Raw genomic sequence first — 16,520 nt, 5'->3', positions numbered from 1 at the left:
AATATCAGAGCTATTCATACCGATTGGAGTGTTATTTTTGGGAAAAGGGAGACGTTTGCCTTGAATTCTGTGGCTATATTGGTCAGGCCGTGAGAAAATAAGGATTAAGTGTGTCCGGATTAAGTGTGTCCTATGGAGGAGACGAAATGCTCTAGGCGGAAAACATAAAAAAATGATATGGAAAAAGCTAGAGGGCATGAGATTAAGAGAAAGGGATGATTGCCGTGAAGCACGTGTCAGTTTTGATCAAGCCGGCTTCAGGATTATGTAATATACGTTGTCAATATTGTTTTTATGCGGATGTAACATCATTGAGGGAAGTCGAATCTTATGGCAGAATGACCAAAGAAACCACAGAAAAGATGATTGCACAGATATTTTCTGATTTAGAAAACGGGGATCAGCTGACTCTTGCTTTTCAAGGGGGAGAACCTACGCTGGCTGGTTTAAATTATTACCGGCATTTAACCGGATTAGTTGACGACTATTTAGAAACTGTTGATGTGGAAGTCCATTACGCTATCCAGACAAATGGTATCGTTGTCAATGAGAGATGGTGCCGTCTGTTTAAAGAGTATCAGTTTTTAGTGGGGCTTTCCATTGACGGTCCGGCGATGTTCCATGATTTGTACCGCCTTGATGCCAGGGGAAGAGGAACGTCCCAGCGAGTCCTTGCGACTAAAAAAATGCTGGATGATTATGAGATTGACTACAATGTTTTATGTGTGTTGACGAACCAGCTGGCAGCAGAGCCTAAAAAAGTCTACCGTTTTCTTCAAAATGAAAACATCGACTACGTTCAATTCATTCCCTGTCTAGATGATTTCAATGCAGAAAAAAGGAGCCGCTACGCACTGACCCCTAAACGTTTTGCGTCATTTTATCAGCAGATATTTCAGCTGTGGCTGGACGAGTTCAAGCAAGGGACGTATCGCAGTGTCAAACTGTTTGACGATGTCTTTAATCTACTTGTGGCCGGGCAGCTGACTGCCTGCGGTATATTAGGGAACTGTCAGATTCAGTACGTGATCGAGGCAGACGGCAGTGTCTATCCTTGCGATTTTTATGTGTTGGATACGTATCGCTTAGGTTATATTCAGGAAAAAAGTCTAAAGGAATTGTTTGAACAAGATGTGTCGAAAATGTTCCTCTGCGAGAAGCGGGACCTATCAGAGTTCTGTCAAAAATGTCCTTTCTTGAACATGTGCCGTGGAGGGTGCAAACGAATGAAGGATGCCATGTATGTAAACAAACAAGAAGATTTTTGCGGCTACCAAACGTTTCTGAAAAAATTCGTGCCGCAAATTGAAACTATCAATGAAGCAAGAGAGAAGGTCGTCAAATGATTTGGACGGGAATCATCTATTTTTTAGTGATAATATTAGCTAACACTGCGGGCGCTATTTCCGGTATGGGCGGAGGTGTCATCATCAAACCAGTTCTGGATTTTATCGGCGCCCATCAGGTGGCGGCGATTTCGTTTTATTCCAGTGTGGCGGTGTTCACCATGTCCATCGTTTCCACGTTGCGACAAATGAAAAACAAGATAACCATCCAGTGGCTTCTGGCCCTATTGATTTCTGTCGGTGCTGTCGCTGGGGGTTCGGTCGGGAACATCGTTTTTGAACAGCTGATGACACGATTAAACAGCGAGATGGTCATGCTGATTCAAATCATCTTAACCATCATTACCTTATTGTTTGCCTATTTTTACTCAAAAAACAATTCTTGGCACATTGATTTGCGAAAAAATCACTGGTATGTGCTTGTGGGATTTACTTTAGGCTTTCTGGCTAGCTTGTTAGGTATCGGCGGCGGACCGATTAACGTAGCATTATTGATGATGTGTTTCTATCTGCCAATCAAGGAAGCAACGGTGTATTCTATCATCACTATTTTCTTTTCACAATTGGCAAAACTGGTGACGATCGGAACAACCACCGGATTTCAGTCCTATGATTTGAGGATGTTGCTGTTCATCATCCCGGCTGCTGTCCTCGGGGGCTGGCTGGGAGCTAAATTGAGCGGTACTTTCTCGGAAGAAAAAGTCGGCAAAGTTTTCCAGTGGGTGATTTTTCTCGTGTTATTGATTAATTTGTATAATGGCATCAGGATTTTTATATAGATTTTCAGTTTCCGATTTAAGATACTGGTATGACGGGTTTCCTCTGTATTTGCTGGTGAGCGACAATTATTAAGATTGACACTTCCCGCTATAAAGATTAAAATTAAGAGTGTGTAACTTTATACACTAATGCAAACACGCATGTGATAATAATAATTCTTTTTGTCAAAAGAAAGCACATAACTAAAGATTTTACGGAGGTGTCATAAGATGGAAGCAATTTCTATCATCCTCGGTATCATCGGTTTGATTGTAGGCCTTTTGGCAGGTTTTTTCGTTGCAAAATCGCGTCATGAAAAAGCGATTGACGGAGCTAAAAACTCTGCTGAAGGAATTTTGGAAGAAGCAAAGCGTGAATCGGAAACGTTAAAAAAAGAAGCATTGTTGGAAGCCAAAGAAGAGAATCAGAGGTATCGTCTAGAAATTGAAAGTGAGTTGAAAGAGCGCAGAAACGAAGTTAAAGTCCAAGAAAATCGTTTACTTCAGCGGGAAACTAACATCGATCGCAAAGATGAAGCGCTTGTTAAACGAGAAAATTCACTGGAAGAAAAAGAAGAAAAACTCGATTCTAGAAAACAATTGATTGGTGAACGAGAACGAGAAGTAACAGAATTGATCGATCAGCAAAAGCTGAAATTAGAACAAGTTGCCTCCTTGTCAAGAGACGAGGCGCGCAATATGATCGTCACTGAAACAAAAGAAGAGTTAGGACATGAACTGGCGGTCATGGTGAAAGAAAACGAACGTCAGGTCAAAGAAGAATCAGACCGCATCGCAAAAAACATGCTGTCATTGGCAATGCAGCGGTGTGCGGCGGATCAAGTGTCAGAATCTACAGTTTCTGTGGTCACCTTGCCAAATGATGAGATGAAGGGCCGGATCATCGGTCGGGAAGGACGCAACATCCGAACGCTGGAAACGTTGACTGGTATTGATTTAATTATTGACGATACTCCAGAAGCAGTAGTTCTTTCGGGATTCGATCCAATCCGACGTGAAATCGCCCGGATGGCTTTGGAAAAGTTGATCCAAGATGGACGTATCCACCCTGCCCGTATTGAGGAAATGGTGGACAAAGCCAGAAAAGAAATGGACGAACGTATCCGCGAATACGGTGAGAATGCAGCCTTTGAAGTGGGCATTCACACCTTGCATCCAGATCTAATCAAAATCATGGGAAGGATGCGTTTCAGAACAAGTTACGGTCAAAATGTTTTAAACCACTCTATCGAAGTTGCCAAACTGACAGGAGTGCTGGCAGGCGAATTAGGCGAAGACGTGGATCTTGCCAAGCGAGCAGGATTTTTACATGATATCGGTAAAGCAATAGACCGGGAAGTGGAAGGTTCACACGTTGAAGTAGGAACAGAGCTTGCGAAAAAATATAAAGAGCCGGCGGTAGTTATCAACGCCATCGCCTCTCACCACGGAGACACAGAAGCAACGTCTGTCATCTCAGTATTAGTGGCAGCGGCTGATGCACTGTCTGCTGCAAGACCTGGAGCCCGCAGCGAGTCCTTGGAAAACTACATCAAACGTCTGGAACGTTTGGAAGGGATCGCCAACGACTTTAAGGGCGTAGATTACAGTTTTGCTGTTCAGGCAGGACGGGAAGTCCGGATCATGGTCAAACCTGAAGAAATTTCCGATGATCAGGCAACCATGCTTGTCCGCGACATCCGCAAACGGATTGAAGATGAGCTTGAATATCCGGGGCATATCAAAGTAACAGTTGTAAGAGAAACACGAGCAGTTGAATATGCTAAGTAATTGAACAATCCAAAAGACAACGGCATTTCGCCACGTTGTCTTTTTATTTTTTCATCAAATCAGATTAACGATGCTGAAATCGAAAAATCAGACACATTATTTTTTGTCTTACTGGTCTAATAGTTTTTTTGACAGCAATTTTTCCTGTGTCTTTTTATTTGGCATTATTTAGTTGACTCTTTGATAGCAAAGTGATAAGATTTCATAGTTAAAACGTAATCGTTACGCTTTGTCTGAAGGAGGATCGACTTGAATTACATCAAGGTAGAAAATTTAACATTTTATTATGGAGATGAACCGGTGCTGGAAGACGTTTCCTACCATGTGGATGCAGGAGAATTTGTCATCTTGACTGGAGAAAACGGGGCCGCTAAATCCACGTTAATAAAAAATACATTAGGCTTGTTAAAGCCGGCTGCGGGGAAAGCAACGATCGCAACCCATAACACGGAAGGAAAACCATTAAGTATCGGCTACATCCCTCAGCAAATTTCTTCTTATAATGCGGGATTTCCCAGTACGGTTTTAGAATTAGTAGAGTCAGGCAGATTTCCGAGAAATCGCTGGTTTAAACCTTTGACAAAAAAAGACCATGACCATGTGAAAAAAGCATTGCTTTCAGTGAATATGTGGGAGATGCGCCAAAAGAAAATCGGGGAGCTTTCCGGCGGTCAAAAACAGAGGATTTCTTTGGCGAGAGTTTTTGCTACGGACCCTGATCTCTTTGTTTTAGATGAACCGACCACTGGGATGGATGAAACTTCCCGCGGAGATTTTTATGAGTTGTTAAGACACAATGCCCATGATCACGGAAAAGGGATTTTGATGATCACCCATGACCATGAGGATATCAAACAATATGCTGACCGGCATATCCGTCTAATCAGGAAGGAGGATTCCCAATGGCGATGTTTTCATATGAGTTCATGATCCGGGCACTGATTGCTTCTTGTTTTATGGCTGTGATTGCGCCATTGCTGGGTGTTTTTCTGGTGATTCGCCGCCAATCTCTTTTGGCAGACACCCTGTCCCATGTTTCTTTGGCGGGAGTGGCTTTAGGTTTTCTGGTGAACATCAATCCAACGGTGACCACATTATTGGTGGTTATCGCAGCAGCTTTTATTTTAGAATATTTGCGGACGATTTACAGCACTTATTCTGAAATCAGCACGGCTATTTTAATGTCAGGAGGCTTGGCCTTGGCGTTAGTTTTGATGAAGTTCAATCAAGGCAGCAAAGGGATGAAAATCAACGAGTACTTATTCGGCTCGATCGTGACCATCAATCGCGATCAAGTCATCATTCTAGGTTTGATGATGGTCTTTTTAGTTTTGCTATATCTTTTATTCCGCCGTCCTATGTATGTCTTGACTTTCGATGAAGACACCGCCCACGTGGACGGCTTGCCGGTGAGGCTGATGTCGATTCTGTTTAACGTGCTGACAGGAACTGCCATCACGATTATGATCCCGATTGCGGGAGCGTTGCTGATTTCGGCTATCATGGTACTGCCGGCTGCAATTTCCATGCGGATAGGCAAAGGCTTCAATCAAGTCATTCTTATTAGTGTAGGAATCGGTTTGCTGGGCATGACTAGCGGGCTGATTGCCTCCTATCAACTGGATACACCTGCGGGCGCTACGATTACATTGATCTTTATCGGTATATTTTTGCTGACAGGTATCGTGAAATCACTAAAGTCCCGTTATATAAAAAAATCAAACTAAAGGAAAAGACGAACATTCTTTTCCTTTTTTTGATATAATGAGAAAGAAAAATAAAAAACTAGTAAATTTAATAGCAACCAACTATAATTATCTAGGAAACTAATGAAAAGAGGAGATAGGGATGAAAATTCGTAGAAGCGAACGCTTGATAGATATCACCTACTATCTGTTGGAACATCCTCACACGCTGATTTCGCTCACCTATTTTTCAAAGAAATACGGTTCAGCAAAATCATCCATCAGTGAGGATCTTTCTATTGTCAAAAGAACCTTTGCCCAAAGAGACTTAGGCTTTTTAGAAACATTGCCTGGTGCGGCCGGCGGTGTGCGGTATATTCCTAAAATGTCTGAAGCCAAAGCATTGGAAATAGTGGATGATTTGTGCCAAAAATTATCTGAAAGCAATCGTCTGTTGCCGGGAGGCTATGTTTATTTATCCGATATGTTAGGCAACCCGGATATTTTAAGAAAAGTGGGACGTATCATTGCTTCAAAATTTTCCAATAAAAATGTGACCGCAGTCATGACCGTGGCCACAAAAGGGGTCCCGATTGCTCAGGCAGTTGCCTATAATTTGAATGTGCCTTTTGTGATCGTCCGAAGAGACTCGAAAATCACTGAAGGTTCCACTGTTAGTGTGAACTATGTGTCAGGGTCTTCTGAAAGAATTGAAAAAATGGAATTGTCTAAACGGAGTCTTGCGCGAGGGGCGAGAGTTCTGGTAGTGGATGATTTTATGAAAGGGGGCGGCACTGTCAACGGTATGAAAGGACTTATCGAAGAGTTTGAAGCGGAACTGGCAGGGATTTGCGTTTTTGCCGAATCTCGTTTTACTGGCCGCCGGGCGATCGATAATTATCATTCTCTGCTGTGCGTGGATGCTGTGGACACACATACCCGGACAATCAGTGTCAGACCTGGAACATATTTTGAAGATGAACAATAAAAGGAGAATCAAGGATGGGAAAGAGATATACAATTATTTTGGCAGCCGGTCAAGGTTCTAGGATGAAGTCGAAAAAGTACAAGGTGCTCCATGAAATCGCCGGCCGGACCATGGTCGACCATGTCCTGACTCAGGTGGAGAGCCTTTCACCGGATGAAGTAGTAACAGTGGTTGGTTTCGGTGCAGAAGAAGTGCAGAAAAATCTGGGTGGACGCACCAAGTATGTTTTGCAGGAAGAACAGCTGGGGACGGGGCATGCAGTGCTTCAAACGAAAGATATTTTGGCTGACAAGGAAGGGACCACACTGGTCATCTGCGGGGACACACCTTTGTTGCGGCAGGAAACGCTGAAGGCACTCTTTGAACACCATGAGAACAGCGGAGCCAAGGCTACTGTTTTATCCGTCAAGGCGCCAGACCCTTTTAGTTACGGGCGAATCATCCGTGAGGACACTTCAGGACAGGTTTTAAAAATTGTGGAAGAAAAAGATGCCGGTGCAGAAGAAAAACTGGTAGATGAAATCAATACAGGTACTTTTTGTTTTGATAATCAGGCGTTGTTTGCGTCCTTGGAAAAAGTCGATAACCGCAATGAACAGCAAGAATATTATTTGCCGGACGTAATCGGTATTTTACAGTCCCAAGGCGAAGTGGTCGAAGCTTATCAAATGGATGATTATTCTGAGTCGATCGGTATCAATAACCGCCAAGCGCTGGCCGAAGCAACAGCAACTATGCGTAAACGGATCAATGAAAAACACATGGTAAATGGTGTGAGTTTCGTGGATGGTGCAGCTGCTTATATCGATATTGATGTGGAAATCGGCAACGACACACTCATCGAACCGGGGGTCATGTTGAAAGGAAACACTGTGATTGGTTCGAATTGTCTGATTGGTGCCAACAGTGAGATCGTTGACAGCAGGATACATGATGAAGTCAACGTTATCTCATCCATGATTGAACAGTCGGAGATAAAATCCGGTGCAGATGTGGGACCTTATGCCCATATCCGTCCGAATTCGACAGTGGGTGAAAAGGCCCATGTGGGAAATTTTGTGGAAATCAAAAATTCCACTTTAGGTGAGGATACTAAAGTGGGGCATTTGACTTATGTAGGAGATGCTGATTTAGGAAAAAATATCAATGTGGGCTGCGGGACAGTCTTTGTCAACTTTGACGGCAAAAACAAACACCGTTCAGTGATAGGGGATCACGCATTCATCGGGTGCAATGTGAACATCATTTCACCTGTAACGGTAGGAGAAAATGCGTTTCTAGCTGCGGGTTCAACGATTACTGATGATGTTCCGAACGATTCTCTGGGGATTGCCCGTTCCCGTCAGGAAAACAAGATCGGCTACGCTAAAAAATTACCTTATTCTCAAGATTTTTAAGGAAACTCTTGATTTTATGGCGGAAAGTGTCTAATATTTAATATGGTATTTAAAGACTAAAAGTTAAATTAAAGAAAGCGGAGGTCCTCATGACAAATCATTACTTTGATCCAAAGTTAAAAATTTTCGCACTGAACTCGAATAAACCTTTGGCTCAAAAAATCGCAAATGCAGTGGGTGTAAGCTTAGGAAAATCGTCTGTGAGTCAATTCAGCGACGGTGAAATCCAAATCAACATTGAAGAAAGTATACGTGGTGATCATGTTTATCTGATCCAGTCGACTTCTTATCCAGTGAATGACAATATTATGGAACTCCTGATCATGATGGATGCACTGAAAAGGGCAAGCGCTAAAACAATCAACGTAGTGCTGCCGTACTATGGTTATGCAAGACAGGACCGGAAAGCACGTTCTCGCGAGCCAATCACAGCAAAACTATTTGCCGACATGCTGACGACGGCGGGGGCAGATCGCATCTTAACGTTGGATCTGCATGCAGCACAAATTCAAGGATTTTTCAATATCCCGGTGGATCACCTGATGGCAGCACCGCTGCTGGCTGATTACTTTATCGAACGGGGATATGAAGGGGGCGATGTGGTCGTTGTTTCTCCTGATCATGGAGGTGTGACACGTGCCCGCAAGTTAGCAGAATTTTTAAAAGCTCCAATTGCGATTATTGATAAACGAAGACCGAAAGCCAATGTTGCTGAAGTAATGAATATTATCGGAAATGTCAAAGGACAGAGATGTATCATCATTGATGATATGATTGATACTGCCGGGACAATCACATTGGCAGCGCAAGCCTTAAAAGATGAAGGCGCGACTGAAGTGATTTGCTGCTGCACTCATCCGGTGCTGTCAGGTCCGGCAATTGAAAGACTGGAACAGTCAGCGATAGAAAAAGTGATTGTGACGGATTCTATTTTATTGCCTGATGAAAGACGGATCGGCAAGATTGAAGAAGTCAGCGTGGGTAATCTGATTGGTGATGCCATCAAACGTATCCATGAGAACAAACCGGTCAGTCCGCTGTTTGAATCAAAACGTATGTAACAGCTGAATCAAGAAATTTTTTGATGACTTTCGAATACAAAACACCTCTGAAACCAATGTAAAAGTTTCAGAGGTGTTTTTCTTTTATCTGTTATTTGTTTCCTTGTTTTTAACACAGAGCGAATGAAAATCAGTTCTTTTTCTTCAGCAGCTCCACGATTTCTTTCAGATAGTCCTCTTGAGTCGGTCCGCTTTCCTCGGCTTCTTCCTCTTCCGCTTTAGCTCCCATACTGCGTGCTTTATTTACACCTTTAACAATAAAAAATAATACCAGCATTGTAATTAAAAATGAAATAATTGCTGAAATAATCATCCCGAAATCAAGGGAGGCACCTTTGGCTAGAGTAATTGTCAAACCATCGATTTTTCCTTCCGGGTTGCCGGTAATCAGCATGATAAACCATGCGACAAGGGGACCGAGAATACCGTCGACGATGGCGGAAACAACAGAATTAAAAGCTCCGCCGATGAGGATACCGATTGCCAAATCAAAAGCATTTCCCCGGATGATAAATTCCTTAAACTCTTTTAACATAAACTATTCGCTCCTTCATTTGATAAATTTAAACACATGAACCCATAACAATATAATACTATAACACTTTGTGCTCTTGGAAGTGAAATATCTCCGCTTCAATTTTTAATTATAGAGAAAAGAAGGGGATGAGTCTCTTGAAATGCTCAAAATATGCTGAAAATACTTATTTGTTTTAGCGTGTAATTTGTTTAGTCTCCTCTTTTTTTATGATATGATTAGTGAATAGCATCGCAACAAAATCAAATGATAAAATTTTTTAAATTAAGGATTATTTCATTGTATCGCACAATGAAATTAACTATTATTAAGATGGATTTAGAAAGGCAGGCATGTCAATGAGTTTGGTTTTAGCCGAAAATATTAAACTACATGTGATTCCTACAAAAAAATACAAGACGATTCAGATTATGATTCGATTTGCCTCTGAATTGACCCGTGAGAAGGCAAGCTTACGAACGTTATTGAGCAATATGTTAGAAACAAACAGCCGGAATTACCCCACAAGCACCGCAATAAGTAAAAAATTATCAGAAATGTACGGTGCCCGTTTCAATGTTGCTTCTAACAAAAAAGGGAACATCCATCAACTGAATCTGACGCTGTCCATCGTGAACCCGAAATATTTGCCCAACGAGACCGCTCTGTTGGAAGACGGCATGATGTTTTTAAACGAAGTTTTGTTATCTCCCAATATTAAAGACGGCCAGTTTGATTTGGCGACTTTTGAAAGAGAAAAATATAATTTGCAGTCCTACATCGACTCTGTGTACGACGATAAGCAAAGTCACGCAGCTCTGAGTTTGCAGGAGCTGTATTTTAGCGAGTCAGAGGCTCAGAAAACTCCCGGTTTTGGGAAAACAGAAGATGTTGCTGCCATCACCAGTGAAGAGCTGGCGGCGTATTATTCGCAGATGCTGAGGGAAGATACCATTGATGTGATGGTGCTGGGTGACGTAGCCGCAGAGGATGTTGCTGCATCGTTGGCATCATTTACTTGGGGAAAACGGGTATCAGCAGAAAATAGCTTGATGTACTATCAGTCTCCCCACGATGAAGTGTTTGAAAAGAAAGAAATTTTGCCGGTGAATCAAGGGAAACTGAACATGGGTTATCATACAGGAGTTTATTTCCATGATGAGGATTACTTTGCTATGCAAGTTTTTAATGGTTTGTTTGGCGGTTTCCCCCACTCAAAACTTTTTGCCAATGTTCGTGAAAAAGAAAGCATGGCTTATTATGCGTCCAGTTCACTGGATACGTTTCGCGGGATGATGACGGTTCAAACAGGAATCGACAGTCAGAACCGGGAAAAGGTGATCCGCTTGATTGAGGAACAACGCCAAGCTGTCATAGACGGGCAAGTTTCCGAGGAGGTCATGCTGCAGACCAAGGCAATGTTGAAAAATCATTACTTACTGTCGCAAGATAATCCGAATGCAATTTTAGAAGCTGAGTATTTGAAATTAAAATTCCCGCAGTCGGACTTGACAGACCGGGAATGGCTTGGGAATTTAGAAAATGTTACGTTGGCAGACGTGCAAGAAGCAGCAAAAAATGTCCGTCTGCAGGCAATTTATTTTATGGAGGGGAATGGGTAGAATGGAAAAAAAAGAATACTCACGTTTGGGTGAAGTTTTGTATACTGAAACCCTTTCGAATGGTCTGCGGATTTCTTTACTTCCCAAACCGGATTTTCATAAAACTTATGCCTTGTTTACCACTGACTACGGTTCGATTGATGAAGAATTCATTCCTTTGGGAGAAAAAGAATTTGTAAAAGTTCCTGACGGCATCGCACATTTTTTGGAACATAAAATGTTTGAAAAAGAGGCAGGGGATGTCTTTCAAGTCTTTGGCAGGCAAGGGGCATCTGCTAACGCCTTTACGAGCTTTACGAAAACCAGCTACCTGTTTTCGTCAACAGACCAGATTGAAGAAAATTTAACCACATTGCTGGATTTTGTCCAGTCTCCTTACTTCACCGAAGCAACGGTGGAGAAAGAGAAAGGCATCATCGGGCAAGAAATCCAAATGTATAATGACGACCCCAATTGGCGGACTTTTTTCGGACTGCTTCAAGGGATGTATCCGAAACATCCTTTGCATATTGATATCGCCGGGACTATCGAGAGTATTGCCCAAATCACAGCGGAAGATTTATACACCTGCTACCGTACGTTTTACCACCCGAGCAATATGAATCTTTTTGTGGTTGGCAATCTGGACCCTGAAGAGATGATGTCTTTGATCCGCAGTAATCAAGAGCAGAAAACTTTTGCTCCGCCCCAGGAAATCTCGCGGAAATTCCCGCAAGAATCACCGGCTGATTTGGTGAAAACTTCCAGTTTGAGTCTGCCGGTCAGTCGTCCGAAAGGCTACATAGGCATCAAAGGGCTTGCCCCTTTGCCGGAGAATGGTTTTGAACTGCTTCGCTATCGCACGGCAGCCTCATTGTTTTTCCAGTTGCTGATAGGGCCTACGTCAGAAACTTATTTGTCGATGTATAATGAGGGATTGATTGATGACAGCTTTGATTATGAATTTATTCTTGACCGGGAGTTTTACTTTGCGGATATCGGTGGAGACACAGCGGATCCTAAAAAGCTGACCGAAGGAATCAAAGAAATTTTACTGACCGCTCATGACAGCAGCGAAATCAGCGAAGAACGCTTGCAGTTGTTGAAGAAACGGATGACAGGCAATCATTTACAGTCTTTGAATTCACTGGAATATATCGCTAACCAGTTCAGCAAGGATCAGTTCGGGTCGGCAACATTGTTTGATATGACGGATGTCATCGACAGTATCGAAATGAAAGATATCCGTATGTTTATCGACCATTTTATTATCGAAGATCACATGGTAGAGTTTTTTGTCTACCCTGACAAGGATGAAGCATGATGAAATTTGCCCTGATTTTAGGTGCAAGTGGGGATATCGGACAGGCCTGTGCCCGTCTTTTGGCGGAAAATGGCTGGTCCTTATATTGCCACTATCATCAAAATGAAACGAGAGTAAAAAAACTAATCGAAGACCTGGGAAAAAAATACCCTGAACAAGATTTTTTCAGTCTGCAATTGGACATGACCGATGAAAAGAAGATTGAATCTTTTACAGCGCAGCTTTTCGAAGTGGACGCTGTGATTGTAGCCAGCGGACAAACCATCTACAAACTGCTGACAGATACCACATCTTGGGAGATGGACCAGCTGTGGCAGATGATGGTAAAAACGCCCATGCTGATTTGTCAAAAAGTCCAAAAAAAATTAGCCCGCAATAAAGGGAGCATCGTTTTTATTGGCTCTGTGTACGGCATTTCCGGAAGTGCCATGGAAGTTTTGTATAGTACGCTCAAAGGGGCGCAGCATGCTTTTGTGAAAGCATACGGGCAAGAATCGGCATCCTTGGACATCACTGTGAATGCCATTGCCCCGGGTGCAGTCAGGACTCATATGAATCATCATTGGACGGAGGAGGAAACTCGGCAGCTTTTATCAGAAATTCCGGCCAATCGAATGGCTGAGGCAGATGAAATTGCCGCAGTGGTTCATTTTTTGTTAGGAGAACATGCAAGGTATATCACAGGAACTATCATTCCGGTCACTGGAGGCTGGAAAGTTTAGAAAGAAAAAGAAATATAGGTGAGTAAGTGGAAACAATCGGGGAAACACTAAAAAAAGCACGCTTAACAAAAGGCTTGACCATAGATGAACTTCAACGAACGACTAAAATCCAAAAAAGATATTTACACGCTTTGGAAGATAATAGATTTGATTTGCTGCCGGGGTCTTACTATGCCAGAAACTTTATCCGCCAATATTCCCAAGCTGTGGGACTTGACGGGGACTATATGGTGGATGTCTATGACGGTATCGCTCCTACTCGAAGCAGGCAGGAGGAAGAGCTTGGCGGCTCCCGGATTGAGTTGAATAGGAAACGACACGGTTCTGTTAAAGAGGCGCCAAAATCACTAGTGCCGAAAATTATTTTGACGTTTGTTTCTTTGTTGATTATCGGTGTGGTCGTTTATTTGACGCTGCGGGAAAATTCAGAAAAACAATTGATTGATAAAAATAAAACGGTGGTGGTGGAAGGCACGATTGATACTTCCACCAATGATAAGGAAACGACCGAGACTGAAGAGTCCACCACGGTGGAAACAGAGGAATCATCTGAACCAGAGAAACAAATCATCACCATTGACAGCGAGGTTGGAAATGAGTCTCAAATCACAATCAAAAATGCGGAAAACCCGGTCAAGGTATCCTTTGAGGGAATCAACGGCAATTGCTGGTTGGGAGTACTAATCAATGGTCAGTACACCTTCGATCATACGTTGACTGCAGGCGGAAAAACTGAGACTGTTTTGCCGGATAATATTGCCAATGCCACAATCGTTTTGGGGGCATCAAACAATGTGATCCTTCACATCAACGGGCAGAAGGTAGATTTTAATCAGAATAATACGAACGTAGTGAAACGTAATTTGAACTTGACGATTTCCTACGCAGAATAATATGAAGGCCTTAGTAGACATTCCAAAACAAATTACTTAAAATATAAGAGAAGTGAAAGGGTGTGAAAAAAATCAATTTACCTAATAAATTAACTGTATTAAGAATTTTGATGATTCCCGTGTTTATCGTTCTGACATCATTTTCTTTTGATTGGGGAGTATGGACAATCGGCGGGATATCAGTGGGCGTGGACCAATTTGTTGCCATGGTCGTATTCGCTGTTGCAAGTATTACCGACTGGCTAGACGGCTATATTGCCCGGTCGCAAAATCTGGTCACGAATTTCGGAAAATTTGCAGACCCCCTGGCTGATAAAATGCTGGTGATGACCGCTTTTATTATGTTGGTCGAGCAGGGAAAAGCACCGGCATGGGTAGTGGCGATTATTGTCTGCCGCGAGTTAGCAGTTACGGGATTGCGTTTGTTGCTGGTGGAAGGCGGAGAAGTCATGGCAGCCGCTTGGCCGGGAAAAGTCAAAACAGCGACCCAGATGTTAGCAATTATTTTCTTATTGATCAACAATGTGCCGTTTGAAGGTCTGGGTATTCCGGTGGCCTCTATCTTATTATATGCGTGTCTGATTTTTACTATCTATTCGGGAGCGGATTACTTTATCAAGAATGCTGATGTTTTCAAGGGTTCGATGTAGTCCAACAGTTGAATTGTTAAAGCACCATAAAAGAATTGAAAAAGATAAAATTATTGTAAAAAAAGAAGCTCGTTTTGTACTGACCTCCTAAAAGTTAGATTTTTGGTCTAACTTATGGGGTGCACTACATTTCGAGCTTCTTTTTTATTTTACGGTTCGATGCTGACGTTCTTGTAGTAAGGACTGCCTAACGCACGGTATTTTAATCCTTTGACATAGTCTTTTACCAAGAAGGTTTCCGAGCCTTGAAACACAGGTGTCATCGGAGCTTCGTCCATAAACAGTTCTTGAGCTTGCAACAGTGTTTCCCAGCGTTTGTCGTTGTCAGTGGCATAAGTGACAGAGGCGTCTTCCAACAGGGCGTCGAATGCTTCGTTGACAAACTTGCCGTAGTTCATGCCGTTTTCACTTTGGACCAGCTGAAGGAAATCAATGGGGTCATTGAAAGTCGCTGCCCAGCCTGCCAGTACCACATCAAAATCGCCTGAGCTTTGGGCATCCAGCCGGTTTTTAAAGGGCACGTTTGCGATATTTACTGTTAAACCTTCAAGATTTTCGGTCAGCACTGCTTGGATGTATTCTGACACTTTTTTGGATGAATCGGTGTCGGAGGTGGTCAACAGGACTTCAAAAGTGTCTTTTCCTAATTCTTCTTTTCCTTTTTTCCACAGTTCTTTTGCTTTTTTGATATCATTCTTCATCATTTCTCCAGAATCTTCTGAAAAGTCAGCACTGGTTTCTTGGTTGACGATACCTTTCGGAACAAAAGCATAGATTGGCAGAGAACCGTCTTTCAAAATATTGTCTGTGATTTGTTTTGAATCAATGAGATGATTGATAGCTTGACGGATATTTTTATTTTTAAAGAGCTCATTTGTCAAATTATACTGCAAATAGGTGGTGGAAGGATAAAGGCGGGTAACAAGTTCAGGATTATCCAGCTCTTGCTCAACAAATTCTCCTTTGATTTGTGCCACATCCACATCTCCTGCATGGAACAGGTTAGCATTGGTATTGTCCTCTTTGCTGACTTGAACCTCGATTTCATCCAATGCAACGTTGTCCGCATCACGGTAATGTTCATTTTTAATATATTTCCATGTGATACTGGTGCCGTCCCACTCAGCCAGTGTAAAGGGACCGTTGTATAAAACATTGTCGCTGTCCATGCCGTAGCTACCGCCCTTTTCTTCCACGAATTTTTGATTCAACGGATACATAAAAGGTTTTGCCAATATGGAATCCAGATAGGGAATTGGATGGGAGAGATTGACTTCTAAAGTATAATCATCCAATGCCTTAACGCCTAACTCGCTAGGTTCTTTTTCGCCTGACTGGATGGCTTCAAAGTTTTCAAAGCCGTCAAACAAATACGCATATTGTCCGCCGGTTTCCGGGTCGACTGTCCGCTGCCATGAAAAAACGAAATCGTGGGCGGTCACTGGATCTCCATTGCTCCATTTAGCATCTTCTCTTAACGTGAACGTATAGGTTTTGCCGTCGTTGGTCGGTTCAACGACTTCTGTTGCCAAAGCAGGCTGGGCCGTGCTGTCATCGCTGAATTCATAAAGACCTTCCATCACTTGGCTGATTGCCGAAAAACTTACCACATCTGTTGCTTGTGACAGGTCCATGGTAGGCAGTTCAGCATTTTCTAAAACTTTTAATACTTGTGCATCATTGCCAGTTTCAGAGCCTTTATCAGTTTTCTTATCGCCGGAAGTGCTGCAGCCGGCGACGAGGAAAGCCAAGCTTAAAACCACCAAACTTAAAATATTTTTTTTCTTCAT

15 protein-coding genes are annotated in these 16,520 nt (G+C 42.6%); 13 read left to right on the top strand and 2 right to left on the bottom strand.

What is annotated here, in order from left to right; all coding sequences use genetic code 11:
• Positions 1 to 224 precede the first annotated feature (224 nt).
• The 8 genes from AC4PHI_RS12790 to AC4PHI_RS12755 all read left to right on the top strand — a co-directional run bounded on the left by AC4PHI_RS12790 (position 225) and on the right by AC4PHI_RS12755 (position 9,026).
• A complete protein-coding gene (locus AC4PHI_RS12790; protein WP_492201605.1) occupies positions 225 to 1,346 on the top strand; it encodes an SPASM domain-containing protein in 1,122 nt (373 codons plus the stop codon).
• The gene (locus AC4PHI_RS12785; RefSeq protein WP_492200212.1) at positions 1,343 to 2,125 is read left to right on the top strand and encodes a sulfite exporter TauE/SafE family protein; all 783 of its coding nucleotides are present in this window, start codon (positions 1,343 to 1,345) and stop codon (positions 2,123 to 2,125) included. The genes AC4PHI_RS12790 and AC4PHI_RS12785 overlap by 4 nt, the downstream gene beginning before the upstream one ends.
• A 210-nt stretch (positions 2,126 to 2,335) precedes the next feature.
• Entirely contained in the window at positions 2,336 to 3,895 is a 1,560-nt protein-coding gene (gene rny, locus AC4PHI_RS12780) for a ribonuclease Y (protein ID WP_492200211.1), read from the top strand.
• A gap of 249 nt (positions 3,896 to 4,144) precedes the next feature.
• Positions 4,145 to 4,825: a metal ABC transporter ATP-binding protein gene (locus tag AC4PHI_RS12775; RefSeq protein ID WP_492200210.1), complete on the top strand. Its 681-nt coding sequence runs from the start codon at positions 4,145 to 4,147 to the stop codon at positions 4,823 to 4,825.
• On the top strand, positions 4,798 to 5,622 hold the full coding sequence (locus AC4PHI_RS12770; RefSeq protein ID WP_492200209.1) for a metal ABC transporter permease: 825 nt from the start codon (positions 4,798 to 4,800) through the stop codon (positions 5,620 to 5,622). The genes AC4PHI_RS12775 and AC4PHI_RS12770 overlap by 28 nt, the downstream gene beginning before the upstream one ends.
• 121 nt (positions 5,623 to 5,743) lie before the next feature.
• On the top strand, positions 5,744 to 6,568 hold the full coding sequence (gene purR, locus AC4PHI_RS12765; RefSeq protein WP_492200208.1) for a pur operon repressor: 825 nt from the start codon (positions 5,744 to 5,746) through the stop codon (positions 6,566 to 6,568).
• A gap of 14 nt (positions 6,569 to 6,582) precedes the next feature.
• The gene (gene glmU / locus AC4PHI_RS12760; protein ID WP_492200207.1) at positions 6,583 to 7,965 is read left to right on the top strand and encodes a bifunctional UDP-N-acetylglucosamine diphosphorylase/glucosamine-1-phosphate N-acetyltransferase GlmU; all 1,383 of its coding nucleotides are present in this window, start codon (positions 6,583 to 6,585) and stop codon (positions 7,963 to 7,965) included.
• Between the two features lie 89 nt (positions 7,966 to 8,054).
• On the top strand, positions 8,055 to 9,026 hold the full coding sequence (locus AC4PHI_RS12755) for a ribose-phosphate diphosphokinase (protein WP_492200206.1): 972 nt from the start codon (positions 8,055 to 8,057) through the stop codon (positions 9,024 to 9,026).
• Between the two features lie 130 nt (positions 9,027 to 9,156).
• On the opposite strand, the gene mscL is transcribed toward AC4PHI_RS12755, so the two are convergent.
• Positions 9,157 to 9,561, bottom strand: a complete 405-nt coding sequence (gene mscL, locus AC4PHI_RS12750) for a large conductance mechanosensitive channel protein MscL (protein WP_492200205.1) — start codon at positions 9,559 to 9,561, stop codon at positions 9,157 to 9,159.
• A 338-nt stretch (positions 9,562 to 9,899) separates the two neighbouring features.
• On the opposite strand from mscL, the gene yfmF reads away from it, so the two are divergent.
• The 5 genes from yfmF (at position 9,900) to pgsA (ending at position 14,730) form a co-directional block, all read left to right on the top strand.
• Complete coding sequence (yfmF, locus tag AC4PHI_RS12745) at positions 9,900 to 11,162, top strand: EF-P 5-aminopentanol modification-associated protein YfmF (RefSeq protein WP_492200204.1); 1,263 nt, start codon at positions 9,900 to 9,902, stop codon at positions 11,160 to 11,162.
• A gap of 1 nt (position 11,163) precedes the next feature.
• Positions 11,164 to 12,465: an EF-P 5-aminopentanol modification-associated protein YfmH gene (gene yfmH / locus AC4PHI_RS12740; protein WP_492200203.1), complete on the top strand. Its 1,302-nt coding sequence runs from the start codon at positions 11,164 to 11,166 to the stop codon at positions 12,463 to 12,465.
• The gene (ymfI, locus tag AC4PHI_RS12735) at positions 12,465 to 13,187 is read left to right on the top strand and encodes an elongation factor P 5-aminopentanone reductase (protein WP_492200202.1); all 723 of its coding nucleotides are present in this window, start codon (positions 12,465 to 12,467) and stop codon (positions 13,185 to 13,187) included. Before yfmH ends, ymfI begins: the two co-directional genes overlap by 1 nt.
• A gap of 26 nt (positions 13,188 to 13,213) precedes the next feature.
• Complete coding sequence (locus AC4PHI_RS12730; RefSeq protein ID WP_492200201.1) at positions 13,214 to 14,080, top strand: helix-turn-helix domain-containing protein; 867 nt, start codon at positions 13,214 to 13,216, stop codon at positions 14,078 to 14,080.
• Between the two features lie 71 nt (positions 14,081 to 14,151).
• The gene (pgsA, locus tag AC4PHI_RS12725) at positions 14,152 to 14,730 is read left to right on the top strand and encodes a CDP-diacylglycerol--glycerol-3-phosphate 3-phosphatidyltransferase (protein ID WP_492201604.1); all 579 of its coding nucleotides are present in this window, start codon (positions 14,152 to 14,154) and stop codon (positions 14,728 to 14,730) included.
• A gap of 149 nt (positions 14,731 to 14,879) precedes the next feature.
• Here pgsA and AC4PHI_RS12720 read toward each other — a convergent pair whose 3' ends face one another.
• On the bottom strand, positions 14,880 to 16,520 hold the full coding sequence (locus tag AC4PHI_RS12720; RefSeq protein WP_492200200.1) for a peptide ABC transporter substrate-binding protein: 1,641 nt from the start codon (positions 16,518 to 16,520) through the stop codon (positions 14,880 to 14,882).

This window comes from Vagococcus sp. QWL-13, from assembly GCF_058683555.1.
The sequence above is the reverse complement of the archived record's forward strand: the minus strand, read 5'-3'. Positions and strand labels throughout refer to the sequence as shown.